At 62.1% G+C, this 14,019-nt stretch carries 14 protein-coding genes and 1 pseudogene; 6 read left to right on the top strand and 9 right to left on the bottom strand.

The features are described 5' to 3' along the window. The 6 genes and pseudogenes from ACQZ6J_RS29190 to ACQZ6J_RS29165 all read left to right on the top strand — a co-directional run. Nucleotides 1-127 (top strand): annotated as a pseudogene (locus ACQZ6J_RS29190) (5-aminolevulinate synthase); the annotation flags it as partial. A 52-nt stretch (nucleotides 128-179) separates the two neighbouring features. Further along, nucleotides 180-1,430, top strand: coding sequence for a phthiocerol/phthiodiolone dimycocerosyl transferase family protein (locus tag ACQZ6J_RS29185; RefSeq protein ID WP_449086576.1), 1,251 nt, complete (start codon nucleotides 180-182; stop codon nucleotides 1,428-1,430). 94 nt (nucleotides 1,431-1,524) lie between these two features. Then, the gene (locus ACQZ6J_RS29180) at nucleotides 1,525-2,472 is read left to right on the top strand and encodes a catalase (RefSeq protein ID WP_449086575.1); all 948 of its coding nucleotides are present in this window, start codon (nucleotides 1,525-1,527) and stop codon (nucleotides 2,470-2,472) included. Between the two features lie 55 nt (nucleotides 2,473-2,527). Further along, nucleotides 2,528-3,427: a helix-turn-helix domain-containing protein gene (locus tag ACQZ6J_RS29175; RefSeq protein ID WP_449086574.1), complete on the top strand. Its 900-nt coding sequence runs from the start codon at nucleotides 2,528-2,530 to the stop codon at nucleotides 3,425-3,427. Nucleotides 3,428-3,578: 151 nt separating this feature from the next. Further along, nucleotides 3,579-4,349, top strand: coding sequence for a helix-turn-helix domain-containing protein (locus tag ACQZ6J_RS29170; RefSeq protein ID WP_449086573.1), 771 nt, complete (start codon nucleotides 3,579-3,581; stop codon nucleotides 4,347-4,349). 157 nt (nucleotides 4,350-4,506) lie between these two features. Further along, complete coding sequence (locus tag ACQZ6J_RS29165; RefSeq protein ID WP_449086572.1) at nucleotides 4,507-5,505, top strand: catalase family peroxidase; 999 nt, start codon at nucleotides 4,507-4,509, stop codon at nucleotides 5,503-5,505. A gap of 72 nt (nucleotides 5,506-5,577) precedes the next feature. Here the strand turns inward: ACQZ6J_RS29165 and ACQZ6J_RS29160 are convergent, their stop codons facing one another. From ACQZ6J_RS29160 to ACQZ6J_RS29120, 9 genes are read right to left on the bottom strand one after another with little or no spacing between them, the layout of a single operon-like run. Then, nucleotides 5,578-6,333, bottom strand: a complete 756-nt coding sequence (locus ACQZ6J_RS29160; protein ID WP_449086571.1) for an SDR family NAD(P)-dependent oxidoreductase — start codon at nucleotides 6,331-6,333, stop codon at nucleotides 5,578-5,580. Nucleotides 6,334-6,349: 16 nt separating this feature from the next. Then, a complete protein-coding gene (locus ACQZ6J_RS29155; protein ID WP_449086570.1) occupies nucleotides 6,350-7,108 on the bottom strand; it encodes an SDR family NAD(P)-dependent oxidoreductase in 759 nt (252 codons plus the stop codon). A 9-nt stretch (nucleotides 7,109-7,117) separates the two neighbouring features. After that, entirely contained in the window at nucleotides 7,118-8,152 is a 1,035-nt protein-coding gene (locus ACQZ6J_RS29150) for a proline racemase family protein (RefSeq protein WP_449086569.1), read from the bottom strand. A 12-nt stretch (nucleotides 8,153-8,164) separates the two neighbouring features. Next, a complete protein-coding gene (locus ACQZ6J_RS29145; RefSeq protein ID WP_449086568.1) occupies nucleotides 8,165-9,640 on the bottom strand; it encodes an aldehyde dehydrogenase family protein in 1,476 nt (491 codons plus the stop codon). Nucleotides 9,641-9,674: 34 nt separating this feature from the next. Beyond that, nucleotides 9,675-10,913 carry an NAD(P)/FAD-dependent oxidoreductase gene (locus ACQZ6J_RS29140; protein WP_449086567.1) on the bottom strand — a complete coding sequence of 413 codons (1,239 nt, stop codon included), beginning with the start codon at nucleotides 10,911-10,913 and terminating at the stop codon, nucleotides 9,675-9,677. 56 nt (nucleotides 10,914-10,969) lie between these two features. Beyond that, nucleotides 10,970-11,848, bottom strand: a complete 879-nt coding sequence (locus ACQZ6J_RS29135; RefSeq protein WP_163992635.1) for a dihydrodipicolinate synthase family protein — start codon at nucleotides 11,846-11,848, stop codon at nucleotides 10,970-10,972. 30 nt (nucleotides 11,849-11,878) lie between these two features. Continuing rightward, entirely contained in the window at nucleotides 11,879-12,544 is a 666-nt protein-coding gene (locus ACQZ6J_RS29130) for an amino acid ABC transporter permease (protein WP_449086566.1), read from the bottom strand. 10 nt (nucleotides 12,545-12,554) lie between these two features. After that, complete coding sequence (locus ACQZ6J_RS29125) at nucleotides 12,555-13,217, bottom strand: ABC transporter permease subunit (RefSeq protein ID WP_163992630.1); 663 nt, start codon at nucleotides 13,215-13,217, stop codon at nucleotides 12,555-12,557. Beyond that, nucleotides 13,214-14,011 carry an amino acid ABC transporter ATP-binding protein gene (locus ACQZ6J_RS29120; RefSeq protein WP_449086565.1) on the bottom strand — a complete coding sequence of 266 codons (798 nt, stop codon included), beginning with the start codon at nucleotides 14,009-14,011 and terminating at the stop codon, nucleotides 13,214-13,216. Before ACQZ6J_RS29120 ends, ACQZ6J_RS29125 begins: the two co-directional genes overlap by 4 nt. Nucleotides 14,012-14,019 lie beyond the last annotated feature (8 nt).

The following is a 14,019-nucleotide window of genomic DNA, read 5'->3' as shown; positions in this document are numbered from 1 at the left end:
GCCGAAGAAGACCGAGCGGCTGCGCATCACGCCGACACCGCTGCATTCGGATGGCGATATCGAGCAGCTCGTCGGTGCGCTGCACGCCCTCTGGTCGCGCTGCGCGCTCGCTAGGGCCGTCGCTTAGGAAATCGCAAAGGCTGCAACACGATCCCTCAGACAAGAAAGGAACAATCATCATGGATCAGACTGCCGTCACTGCCCAAACCGGCACACCGGATGCCCTTCGGCCTCTTGGTTCCGTGGAACGCTATTTCTGGCTGAGCGATCAGAACAGCCCCAAGCATTTTTGCATGGCCCTGCAGGTGTCGGGAGAGACGACGCCGGCACGCTGGAAGGCAGCGCTCGGACATCTGCGTGCGCGCCATCCGTTACTTCGGGTCAGCATAGGGTCGAGCTCCGATGGACGGCCGACCTTCCTGGAAGCCGGTGACCGGGACCTTCCGCTTCGGGTCATCCCCTGCGAGCAGCCGCACGACTGGGAAGGAACGATTTCGAAGCAGCTCATGGAACCTTTCCCCGATGACGCGCCCTCTCTCGTGCGCGCCGTCCTGCTCCACTCTTGGAGCTTCAGCACCTTGATCTTCACGGCCCATCATTCGGTGGCGGACGGCATCTCGGTCGCCTATCTCATGCGCGACCTTCTCCTTGCCATGGAGGAGCAGCCGCTTTCTCTCCTCGCGCTGCCACCGGCCCAAGAGACCATCGCCGCGCGATGGGGGATCGTCGCGGAACCGCTCTCGGCCGGAGGCAGGAAAGCGGCCAAGCTCGACCGCAGCAGGGGTGTCCCGCACGTATCGTCGCTTCGCCTGTCAAGCAAGCTCACCAGCGATCTCAGGGCGTCGGCCCGCTCGAACGGCACGACCGTCCACGGAGCGCTGGTCGCCGCCCTGGTGCTGGCGGGACGCCGGCTTCACAAGGCATGGCAGCAGGGTCCGGTGCGGACCGTCTCGCCGGTAAACCTGCGACCGACGCTCGAAATCGCCGACGATTGCGTCGTCTCGATCGTCTTCCCCTCCGGCGCCTACGCACCGGAGCCGGATGGAGATCTGTGGGAACTGGCGCGAGCCGTCAAAGCGGATCTTGCGGATGCGAAATCCCGTTCCTCGATCGTCAACGCCTTCGCGGCCTTCGATGCGATCATGGCGACCTCGCCCGGTGTGCCGGAGATCGCGGAAATCGAGCTCACGGTCTGCGCCTGCGAGATGATGTTGTCGAATGTCGGCGTCGCCCCGCTTCCCGAAACAGCGGGATCGCTGAAAGTGGAGGCGTTGTGGGGACCTTCGGTCTTCGTCGGCATAGAAGGCGAGCAGATGATCGGCTGCGCAACCTTCGCGGGGCGCATCCACCTTCTGCATACGAGCTTCAGCCCGATACCCTCTCTGCTTTCCCTGACGCGGGCCATGCTCGAACAGGCGGCATCGGATTAGCCGATTCCGTCCGCTTTATACAAAAGCTGTCCGGATCGTTCATGGCAGTTCCGTACCGTTGTCTATGATCGGCCCTCATCGATGGAGGCGCACAATGAACCATGATGCCCAAGACCTGCCGGGCGCCTTGCCCCTGGAGAAGGCTTCTCCCAGCCTGATCGTCGAAGCTCTCAAGGCCGTGGCGGGGCATCCGCCGGGCGTCCGCGCGAGCTTCGCGAAAGGGCATTGTGTTCGTGGCCGCTACGAACCGTCCGCGGAAGCGAGATCCGTGACGCGTTCGAAGAGCCTGACTAGACCCGCCCAGGTTCTGGGACGGTTTTCGGTCGGCGGCGGCAATCCCCATGTCGCGGACACGAACGGCCTGGTCCTGCGTGGTTTCAGCGTCAGACTTTCGAATGAAGCATCGTCGAACTTCCTGTTCGAGAATGCGCCGGTTCATTTTGCGCGAACGCTGGATCAGATGCTGGCATTCCTGCGCGCGAGGATCCCAGGTCCCGACGGCAAACCCGACGCGGAACGGGTCAAGGCATTTTCGGAAGCAAACCCCGAGACCCTGAACCAGGCGCGCTTCGTCGCCGCACGCGCTCTTCCCGCAAGCTTCGCGTTGACGACGTACTGGGGCGTCCATTCGTTTCCGGCGACAAGCGAGACAGGCGCGACGCGCTTCATCAAGTTCAAGATCGTGCCGGCCGGCGGCAACGCCACATTCTCGCAGGCCGAAATCCCCGGTCTGGGTGCGGATTTTCTCCGCGACGATCTGGAGGCACGCATCCAGGCCGGCAACGTCCGGTTCGACGTAATCGCCATTCTCGACCGCCCCGGGGACGACTGTTCCGATGTCACGAAACGCTGGAGCGACGAGGACGAGCGCCCTGGCGTGGTGTTGGGGCGCATAACGATTGACGCGCTCGAACCGAATGGAACGTGCGACGCCTCGGTATTCGATCCCGCCGGCTTGGCCGAGGGCATAGGTCATCCTCCGGACGAGATTTTCGCGGCCCGGTCGCCGGCCTATCGGATCTCGCTTTCGAAACGTTCGTAACATCGTCCCGGCCGACCAGATCCGCAGAGGAGCTTGGCAACGTGGAGGGCTTGGCATGAACAGCAGGGGAGTTTACGGCCAAAAGCTGGGCGATCACTTCCAACTGGAAGATGCTCCCGCCATCGTGACGCGAAGCCTGAAACGCTCCGAAATCGGCGTAACGCATATTCGATGTCGGAAGCCAAGCCTTACCTCCTCGATACCGGCCGAGGACGCCTATCTCGTCGCGTTTCAAATCGAGGACTGCATCGAGCACGAGCTCTGGATCAATGGCCGCGGAAGCGGCAAGCTGCCGCTTTTTGCGGGCCAGACCTCCATCTACGATCTTCGCGTCGATCCGATCGCCTTCGTTCGCGAGACGTCGAACTGCGTCATGTACTATCTGCCGAAAACCGCCTTCGACACGCTCGCGGAAGAAAACCATGCCTCCCGTTTCAGCGAGCTGGATGCCCGCGAGGGACGCCCCAACGACGATCCGGTCATGGCGGCGCTCAGTGCGGCGCTTATTCCAGCGTTCCAGAACCCCGACTATGCCAGCCAGCTGTTCCTCGACCACACGACACTGGCGGTGGCATCCCATGTTGCGGGCCATTATGGAGACCTGCGGCTTCCACGGCGAACCGTCGTCGGCGGACTGACCGAGCGCATGGAGAGGCGGGCAAAGGACATAATCGACGCCAATCTCACAGGGGAAATTTCGCTTGCGCTGCTCGCGCGGGAATGCGGCCTGTCCTCCAGGCATTTTGCCCGCGCCTTCAAGCAATCGGTCGGTGTCGCGCCTCACCAGTGGATGGTGCTCAGGCGCTGCGAACTGGCCAAGGAACTGCTGCGTTCGTCGCCGCTCTCGCTGGCGGAGATCGCGCTTGCCTGCGGCTTCGCCGATCAGAGCCATTTCACGAGAGCTTTCGCGCGTCTGGTTGGAATGACGCCCGGTGCCTGGCGCAGGGCGTCCTAAAGGGTTTCGAACAATGGAAGAAAAAGGCGCATACGGGGAAACCCTCCGGCGAACTTTCAAAACGGATGTTGCACCGTCCTTCGTTGCAAGGACGCTCAGGCATTCCAAGGTCGCGGTGACCGAAATCCGCTGCGACAATGAGAATACCGGAATGACGTTGCCCATTCCGAGAGAGGACGCCTTCCTGGTTACGGTGCAACTCAAGGATGTCCCTTTGCATGGGCTGTTTCTCGACGAGCGCCGAATCCAGACAAGTTTTCTTCCGGCGGGCACGGCCAATATCTACGATCTTAGAACCTCGCCCGTTGCCGATAGCATCAGCGCCTTTCATCATGTGAGCTTCTATCTTCCTCGTATCGCGCTACGGGAAGTCACGGAGCGCGAGGCGATCCCGGACACCGACGGCTTCGACCATAATCCGGGCGTCGGCGTTAAGGACCCGGTTCTGCACAGTCTTGCAAGGGCGATGCTCGCCTGCTTTCGAAAGCCCGATCTCGCAAACCGCCTCTTCGTCGACCATGTCACGATTGCCGCAACGGCTCATGCGGTAAAGAGCTATGCGTGCGGGCACCCTCCAGCCGGTCCATGCGCTCACGCGCTTTCGCCGCTTGAGGCCAAGCGCGCGAGGGAGCAGATCGCGGAACATCTGGATGGCGAGATAACGCTGGAGACCCTTTCCGACGAGACGGGTATGCCGCCCCTCGATTTCGCGGCCTCGTTCGAACTCGGCGCGGGTGTCAGCATCCATCGCTGGCGAAGCGATCTGAGGATCGAGCGCGCAAGGCGAATGCTGCAGAGGGGTTATGATCTCGAGACGATCGCCAGGCTTCTGAATTATGCCAGCGGCGCTCGCTTTGCCGCCGACTTCAAGCGGCGTACCGGCGTGGATCCGAGCAGCGACACTCCAAGAAACAAGCTCTGATGCTTCTCGCAGGTCTGCTTCGCATCGCCGCGATACGCCGCGCTGCAGCGGTTCCGCGTTTCATGGCCCTTTCGTGAAAAAGGCGCCCGCCTTGCAAAAGAACGAGTGAAGCATCCATCCGATTATTGTCCTGCGACAACACCGAGAGGAGCAGCAGATGTTCGAAGACTTCACTTTGAAACGCTTTGCCGGCCGGCTGCTGGGGACGGCCCTGTGCCTTGCGACCTCAAGCCTGGCCGCTGCGGGCATCGAGCAGAAGGAATCGCCACAGGATCTCGTGAACGCGCTCCACGGCACGTTCGGAGCGCATCATGCGAGAGCCGTTCACACCAAGGGCGTGATGGTTGTGGGAACATTCGTCCCCGCAAAGGATGCCAGATCCATCACCAAGGCGTCCGTATTCGAAATGGGCAAGCTGCCGGTGGTCGCCCGCTTTTCGCTCTTCGCCGGCGTTCCGGATATCCCGGACACAGCGAATGGCGCGGCACCGACCGGCCTCGCGATCAAGATCAAGGCCAAGGACGGGACCGAGTATGACTTTGCCACCGACCAGCACAACGGCTTCGTCGTCGCGACGAGCGATGAGTTTGCGAACTTCCTTCGCCTCGTCGGCGAAAGCGGACCTGGCGTCGCCCACCCGACCCCTCTCGAGACCTTCCTCAATACCCATCCGGTATCGAAACACTTCGTCGAGACGCTGACCTCGCCGGCGTCCTACGCGACCGCGACTTTCTTCGGCATCAACTCCTTCAAGTGGACCAATGCCGCGGGCAAATCGGCGTTCGTGCGGTATCGCTTCGTTCCCAGGGCCGGCGAGCGCTACCTGCGGCCGGAAGAGCTGAAAACCATGGGCCCGAACTATCTGCAGGACGAGATCGTCGCCCGCATCGCCAAGGCGCCTGTGGAATTCGACTGGTACGCGCAGATCGGGGAGGATGGCGACAAGATCGAAGACCCTTCGATCGCATGGCCGGAAAGCCGCAAGCTCGTCAAGCTCGGGACCTTCACCTTCGATCGCCTGCCGGCCGACAAGGATGTCGCCGACAAGCAAACCCTGTTCCTGCCGGGCACCTCGCATCCCGGCATCGACCCAGCCGATCCGATGCTGACGTTCCGTAACCACACCTACCCCATTTCTTTCGGGGAGCGTCAGTAGCGGTTCATTTCGATTGACGAGGCGATCCTCCGTGGAGGATCGCCTCGACGCAGACCAAACGTCGCAAGCTCCCTAAGCGACGGCCTGGGCACCGGTGATCTCGACCAGCGACCCGCACATGAACGCGGCTTCGTCCGAGGCCAGGAATGCGACAAGCGCGGCGACCTCTTCGGGTTTGCCGATGCGCCCGAAGGGCACGAGCCTGTCCAGATCCGCGATCGTGCGGCCGGACCGCTTCACCCCGGCCTCCAGCATAGGCGTATGGATCTCGCCCGGGCAGACTGCGTTGACCCGGATCTTGTCCGGCGCATAGTCGCGGGCCAGGTTCTGCGTGAATGCCGCAACAGCCGCCTTCGTGGTGTTGTAGGCGATATGATTGGGCGCGGGATGAAGCCCCCATTGCGAGGCGGTGTTCACGATCGCGCCGCCGCCCGCCGCAACCATGTGCGGAAGAACTGCACGGCACAGATGGAACATCGAGTGGAGATTGACCGCGAAGCTGATGTCCCAATCCTCGTCCGACAATGACAGCAGATTACCACGACGATTGATACCCGCATTGTTCACGAGGATATCCAAGCGGTTCCGCCAGCCGAATGCCTGCCCAACCAGATTGAAGCATGAATCCCTGCTTGAGATGTCTGCCGCGATCACCCGCGCCTTGCCGCCGGCAGCCTCGATATCGCTTGCGACGTGCGCGGCCGCCTCGGCGTTCACATCCGTGACGACGACGAAAGCCCCCTCGCTCGAAAGGCGCCTGGCGATGGCCGAGCCGATCCCGCCGCCCGCTCCCGTGACGATCGCAACTTTTTCCTCAAAACGCTTCATGAGAACCATCTCCATATTATCGAATGTAGCTTCCGCCATTGACATCGAGCGTCGCTCCGTTCAGCGACGCCTGGCTGGGCCGCAGGACGAATGCGACAAGTTCAGCCACCTCGGATGGCGTCGCCATGTCGCCGATCGGAATCTCCGCGACGGCGGCGGCCTTTCCATGCGCGGCGATAAAATCCTCCGCCATGTCCGTGCGCACCCAGCCAGGAGCGATCGCCACCGCCGTCACACCCTCGGCCCCGAAGCTGCGGGCGATGGACTTGGTCAGGTTGATGAGGGCCGCCTTGCTCGCGCCATAAGGCATCGCCTCGGCCGCATAACCGCGCTGACCGGCGCGGCTGGCGATGCTGACGATGCGGCCGCTGCCATGTGCCTTGAAATGGACGATCGCTTCCTTGGAAAGATCGGCGGCGGCGAAGAAGTTGATCTGGAATTCCCTCTGCCAGGCGGCCTTCCAGTCTTCCGGAGATGCCTCGACGGAAATCTCGGCGCGAATGCCGGCATTGTTCACCAGGCCATGAACCCTTCCTGCAGCCGCGACGGCATCTCGCCAAAGGCCGAAAGGGCCTTGCTCGGTCGACAGATCTGCTGGGACAATCCAGCCGTGACCGCCAATGCGGGCAAGCAAGGCTTCGGCCCCTTCCCTGTCCCGACCGTAGTGGATGATCGGCCTTGCGCCTTCCGCAGCAAGCCGCTCGACAATAGCGGCACCTATTCCCCCGGACGCCCCGGTGACCAGTATGGCGTATCCTTCAAGTGACTTGCTCATTTCAGTCTCCTATTTCAGCAGGCCCACCTGCGGACCCCACGTATCCGAGAGAGCGAAGCCCGCAGCAAACGGATCGTCATCGGACATACGGAGTTCCGAGCGTCCGTAGATGTAAGCCTGCCCGGTAATGCGGGGCAGCACGGCCTTGCGGCCGCCGATTTCCGTTTCACCGATCGCCTCGGCGAGAAACTCTCCGCCTATGATGGAACGAGACGTCCGGACATCGCCGACGCCGACCGCGCCGCGTGCATGGAGCGTCGCGAGATTGGCAGAGCTGCCGGTTCCGCAGGGTGAGCGGTCGACACGGCCAGGCTGCAGTGTCGTGCAGGTGCGAACCGCGCCGTCCGGCTCCGCGTCGCGGAACATCACGTATGCAATCTCATCGATCCCGGGAAGCGTCGGATGAACGACCGCCACCTGCTCGGCGAGAAGACGCTTGAGCTCAATGCCTGCTTCGGCGAGCGCCCGTGCGTTGTCGGGCCGGATGGTAAGCCCAAGCTGACCTACGTCGACCAGAGCATAGTAGACGCCGCCGAATGCGATATCGACCTTGACGCGACCCCAGAGCGGCGTGTCGATCTGGTGATCGAGCCGTTCCGCGAAGCTCGGCACGTTGTCGAGGCTGACGCTGAGGCAACGGCCGTTCTCACAGCGGGCGCGGGCGACGACAAGGCCGGCCGGCGTATCAAGCCGGACCACCGTCTCCGGCTCGTGCATGGGAACACGGCCGCTTTCGACAAGCGCCGTGGCAACGCAGATGCAATTGCTGCCCGACATGGGATGGGCACGGTCCGCCTGCAGCACGATGAAACCGGCATCGGCGTCGGCGCGCGTGGGCGCCACCAGCAGATTGACGGACATGGCGACATTGGCGCGCGGCTCGAAGGTGACGAAGCGCCTGAGACTATCGTCGACCGTATTGATGTGGTTCATCTTGTCGAGCATCGTCGCGCCGGGAATGTCCGGAGCGCCGGCGACGAGGACGTGGCCGAGCTCGCCCTGGCAGTGAACGAGCAGCAGTTCGAGAGATCGTTCGAAACGCATCCGGTGAGACCCCTATTTGATGTACCAGCCCCAGGGCTTGTCGGTGACGTATTTGGTGATCTGCTTGGTCTCGAGATAGTTTTCGAGACCCCAGCGGCCGAGCTCCCGTCCGATTCCGGATTCCTTGTATCCGCCCCATGGGGCCTCGGTGAACGTCGGCTGCGAGCAATTGATCCAGACGATACCTGCCCGGAACGCTGCGGCGACGCGTTCGGCACGAGAATCGTCTTTCGACATGACGGCTGCGGCAAGGCCGAAACGGGAGTCGTTGGCAAGCTCGATCGCCTCCTCCTCGCTCCCGAAGGGCCTGATGCACACGACCGGGCCGAATATCTCCTCGACCCAGGCGGCGCTGTCGAGCGGAACGTCCGTCAGCACGGTCGGGCGCAGATAGTAGCCTTTGTCGAACCCTTCCGGGCGCGTTCCACCGCAGGCGATCGTCGCCCCGGCCTTGCGGGCGCCTTCGATCGCTGCGACCACCTGATCGTAATGCCGCTTCGACACCAACGGCCCCAGAAGGACGCCTTCTTCCAGACCGTTGCCGATCCTGATCTTGCCCGTCTCCTCGACGAGGCGCGACAGCAGGCGCTGGTAGATTTTTTGATGCACGAGCACGCGGGACGTTGCCGAGCAGACCTGGCCCTGGTTCCAGAAGATGCCGAACATGATCCATTCCACCGCCTCGTCGATATCGGCATCGTCGAACACGACGAAGGGCGACTTGCCCCCAAGCTCGAGACTGATGCGCTTGATGTCGCGGGCCGCAGCCGCCATGATCTTCGATCCCACCGGACCGGAGCCCGTGAACGCCAGCTTGTCGACGCCCTTGTGATCGATGATGGCCTGTCCCGCGACCGAACCCGAACCGGTGACGATGTTCAGCACGCCCGGCGGAAGTCCGGCTTCATCGGCGACGGCGGCGAGCTCCAATGCGGTGAGCGACGTCAGCTCGGCCGGCTTGAGAACGACCGTGCAGCCGGCGGCCAGAGCGGGCGCAACCTTCCAGGCGGCCATCAACAGCGGATAATTCCAGGGAATGATGGCGCCGGCGACGCCGATCGGCTCCCTGACCGCCTTCGATGTGAAGCGATCATCCGCGAGAGCTATCGTTTCCACCGGATTGTTGTCGAGCTGCTCGGCAAGCCCGGCATAAAAATCGAAGCAGCCGGCGGCGTCGGCGATATCCCAGTCTGCCTCCGGCAACGGCTTGCCGTTGTCGATCACCTCCAGACGAGCGATCTCCGCTTGCCGGGCGCGAATACCCTTGGCGATCGCGCGCAGGTATTTCGCCCGTTGTGTGCCTGAAAGCTTCGGCCAGCCGTCCTTGTCGAAAGCTCGCCTGGCCGCCCTGACGGCGACATCGACATCTTCGGCCGTTGCGGCTGCGATCGTCTGTACGACGTCTTCGGTCGCCGGATCGATCACCTCGCAGACGCCCCCCTTGAGAGGCTTCACCCAATTGCCGTCGATGTAGAGTTCGCTTCGCATCTTCATATCCTTACTGACATCGGTCGCCGCGGCGCTAGAACCGGTCGACGCTATAGGGTTTCATGTCCACGGGCGGCTTGACACCAGTAATGATGTCCGCCATCAGCCGGGCGGTGGTCGCCGCATAGGTCAGGCCGAGATGACCGTGGCCTGTCGCGTACCAGAGGTTTCTTCGCTTGGCTGACGGCCCCATCACGGGCACCGTGTCGGGAAGAGCCGGACGGTGCCCCATCCACTCCGTTGCCTGGCGCGGCTGCAGATCGGGAAGCGCCTCCCTGGCTCGCTTCACCAGCACTTTTGCCCGGCGATAATCCGGCGCCGCATCAAGGCCCGCCATCTCGACCGTCCCGCCGACCCGGATGCCGCCGGCCGTCGGCGTGACCATGAAGGTACGCGCCGGCCATATGATCGAATGACGCATCGAAACGCCGGGATCCATGATCTGCGTGTGGTAGCCCCGCTCGGTCTCAAGCGGGATGTACTCTCTCAGCATGTCCGAGAGCCGTGCCGTGAAGGCGCCTGCCGCAAGGACAAACTTGTCTGCAGCAAGCAATCGTCCGTCGTTCAGCCTGACGGCGGATAGGCCCTCCTCGCGATGCTCGAAGCCGATCACCCCGCCTTGTTCGATAATGCCCCCCAGGGCTCTGAACCTGTCGGCTATGGCAAGGACGAACCCATAGGGATCGGCAATCGAACGATTGTCCGGGAACAGGACGGCCTTTGTGATCTTCGTCGTCAGCGCCGGTTCGAGATCGCGGATGGCATTGCCGCCGAGGATCTCGTGCCGGAACCCAAAGCGTTCGAGAATTTCGATATGCTCGCGATCGGCCCGGAACTCGGCCTCGTCGGCGTAAAGACTGAGGCATCCTTCGGCGCTCAGCATATGCTCGAGACCAGTCGTCTTGAGGAAGGCTCCAAGATCCTCGTGGACGCGTGCGCACAGCGCCGCGCCGGCTTCTTCAAGCTGTCTCAGCCTGGATGGACGGCTTGCGGCTATGAAACGCAGAAACCAGGGGATCAGCCGCGGCACATAGGAGGGCCGGATGCGAACGGGCCCTTCGGGATCGAGAAGCCATTTGGGCATCTGCGCCCAGATACCGGGGCGCGAGGCAGGCATGAACTCGGTCACCGCGATGCTGGCCATGTTGCCATAGGAGGCGCCCTGCCCCGGCGCGCTCTTGTCGACGAGCACGACGGACTGGCCGCGGCGCTGCAACTCATAAGCAAGGCTGGTTCCAATTATACCGGCGCCGACGACAACGATTGAAGCCACTTCACGTCCTCAAAAATGGGTATCGAGGCGCCACCGCACCGCGATACCCGATCCGCTCACCAGTTCAGGATAGGTTGCATCGCGGCCTTGAATTCAGCCTTCTCATCGGCCGTCAGCTCGCCGAGCGGCGCGCGGCAATTGCCGACGGGCAGACCCTGAAGATCGCAGCCATACTTGACCTTCTGCACGAACTTTCCACTCTCGAGAATGTTCATCGCACGATAGAGCACGATCATCTTCTCGCGCGCGGCGGCAAGATCACCCGAGCGGAAGGTTCGATCGAGATCGACGCAGGCCTTCGCCATGCAATTGGCGGGTCCGCAGATCCAGGCGTCCGCGCCCCAGAACATGAAGTCGAGGGCGATATCGTCCGACCCGGAGATCAGATCAATGCGGCCCTTGTACCGGGAATGAATGTCGATCGCGCGCTGGAGCGAGCCGGAGCTTTCCTTGATGCCGAGAACGCGGGGATCGTCCGCGAGCGCATCGAGAATATCGAAGCCGATCTCGACACCATCCTTGTACGGATAGCTGTAGAGCACGAGGTTGATATCGGTTGCGTCGAGCACCCTGCGAAAATGGGCGAGGAGTTCGTCCTGCGTCGGGCGTGTATAGAAAGGCGTCGCCAGCAAAACGGTATCGTAGCCGATTTCCTTCGCGCGAAGCGTGTTTTCAATGACCTCTCGGCTAGCAGGCGCGTTCGTGCCGGCAATCAGCGCTTCGCCTTCCCTTGCGAAGTCCTTGACGAACTTCAACACGTCGTCGCGCTCTGCATTCGACAGCGCGGAATACTCGCCCGTCGACCCCATGGGCACCCAGCCGGTCACGCCGGCGGCGCGCAGCGCGGTTAGATGTCGTTCGAAGGCCTTGAAATCGACCTTGCCGTTCGCATCGAAGGGGGTGATGAGCGCGGGCATGACGCCGGACAGTTTCATGAAAATCTCCTGTACGTGAAGCGATTGCGTTTAGATGGCGAGTTTCTTGAGTATGCGCGCCTCGATGAGGGAGACGGCTCGCGTCAACGGAAATGCGATGACGAAATAGATCAGGGCGACGACGGTCAGAACTTCGACGGGACGCGCGGTATTGTTCGAGATGTTCTGGCCGACGAACATCAGGTCGGCCATGCCGACCGCCGAAACCAGGGCGCTCTCCTTGAACAGGCTGACGCAATTCGACAGCAATGTCGGGACCGCGCGCAAGACGGCCTGCGGAAGCACGACGTTGACGATCTGGACATTTCGGGGAAGTCCGAGAGCAACGCAGGCATCCAGTTGCTCCGGTCCGATCGACTTCAGGCTCGCCCGGAAGGTTTCGCTGGTGATCGCCCCCATGTAGAGGGTCAATGCGATGACACCCGATGCGAGGTTTGACAGCTCGACGCCAAGCAGCAGAGGCAGGCAAAAGAAGATCCAGAAGAGCTGGATGAGGACCGGCGTGCCGCGAAAGAACTCGACATAGATGCTGGAGACGGCTTTCAGCACGAGATTGCGGGATGTTCTGGCAAGGCCGACCAGAAAGCCGAGGGAACATCCGAGCACGATGCAGGTCACGGTCAGTTTTACGGTCATCCAAAGACCGAGCAAAAGCGCGTGCTCGAAGCGCGGAAGGATCGAGAAATCGAGTGTCATCCTTGGCCTCCTAGCTGACGAGAAGCTGTCGGCGGCGTTCCAGGAAGCCGACGATCTGCGTGATCGGAAAGGACACGGCGAAATAGATCAGCGCCACGACGGTGAATGTTTCGATCGGTCTGTACGTTTCGGTCGCAAGCGTCTTTCCCTGGTACATCAGGTCCTGGATTGCGACGATCGCAACGAGCGCGCTCTGCTGGAAGATGACGATGCCGTTCGTCAGCAAAACGGGGATGGAGGCACGGAATGCCGTCGGGAAGACGATGTAGAGCACGCGCTGCAGCGGCGAGAGGCCAAGCGCAATCCCCGCGTCGATCTGCTCCTTCGGAACCGCCTGGATTGCCGCCCGATAGGCCTCGGCGTTGAACGCCATGAGGTTCAGCCCGAGCGCCAGCACGCCCATGGTGATCGGATCCAGGAAGACGTCGAAGATCATCGGAACGCAGTAGAATATCCAGACGATCTGAACGATGGCGGGCGTGCAGCGGAAAAATTCGACGAAGAGCACGAAAGGCAAGCGGACCAGCCTGTAGGGGCTCATGATCAGAAGGGCCAATCCAAAGCCCAGAACGATGCCGATGACATTGGCCGCCGCGGTCAGCTCCAGGGAAACCCACAACCCCTGCAGCAGCGGCGCGATCGATACAGCGTTGAAGTCGAACGTGTAGTTCACGCGACCGCCCCCTGCTGCTTGATATGGAAGACGCGGTCGATGAATTCCTTCGTCCGCTCCTCCCTGGGAGAGCCGAGCACCTGTTCGGGAGGGCCATCCTCCACAACGACGCCGCCGGCACAGAAAATCACGCGCGAGGCGATGTTCTTCGCAAACCACATGTCGTGGGTGACGATCATCATCGGCATGTTCTGCGATGCCAGTTGCAGGATCACCTGCTCGACCTCGCTGACAAGCTCCGGGTCGAGCGCCGACGTGACCTCGTCGAACAGCATCAGCTTGGGATCCAGCATCAGGGCGCGGGCGATGGCGACGCGCTGCTTCTGACCGCCGGAGAGCTGGGCCGGATAGGCCCTGGCCTTCGCTGCCAGGCCGAACCGTTCCAGGAGAGCCTCCGCGCGCGCCATCGCATGTGCCTTGGCTTCCCCGCGCACCTTGCAAGGCGCAAGAAAGAGGTTCTGCATCACGTTCAAATGCGGAAAGAGCGTGTAGTGCTGAAAGACCATGCCGATCGACCGGCGGACTTCCGTATCGATGAGGGTCTTCTTGCCGGCACCTCCGGACGAAATATAGGCTTTGCCGTCAAAGCTGATCGACCCGCTGTCTATCTGCTCCAGGCCCATCATCACCCGGAGCAGCGTGCTCTTGCCGCCGCCGCTCGGGCCGATGACAACGACGCGCTCGCCAGGTTTCATTTCGATGTCGATGCCTTTCAGCACCTGAATGGCTCCGTTGCCGTAGCTCTTGTGAAGGGCCTGCATTTTGACGAGGGGAAGGCTGAAGGACATGGTCATGGCCGATC

It is taken from the genome of Rhizobium sp. A37_96 (assembly GCF_053521765.1).
The sequence above is the reverse complement of the archived record's forward strand: the minus strand, read 5'-3'. Positions and strand labels throughout refer to the sequence as shown.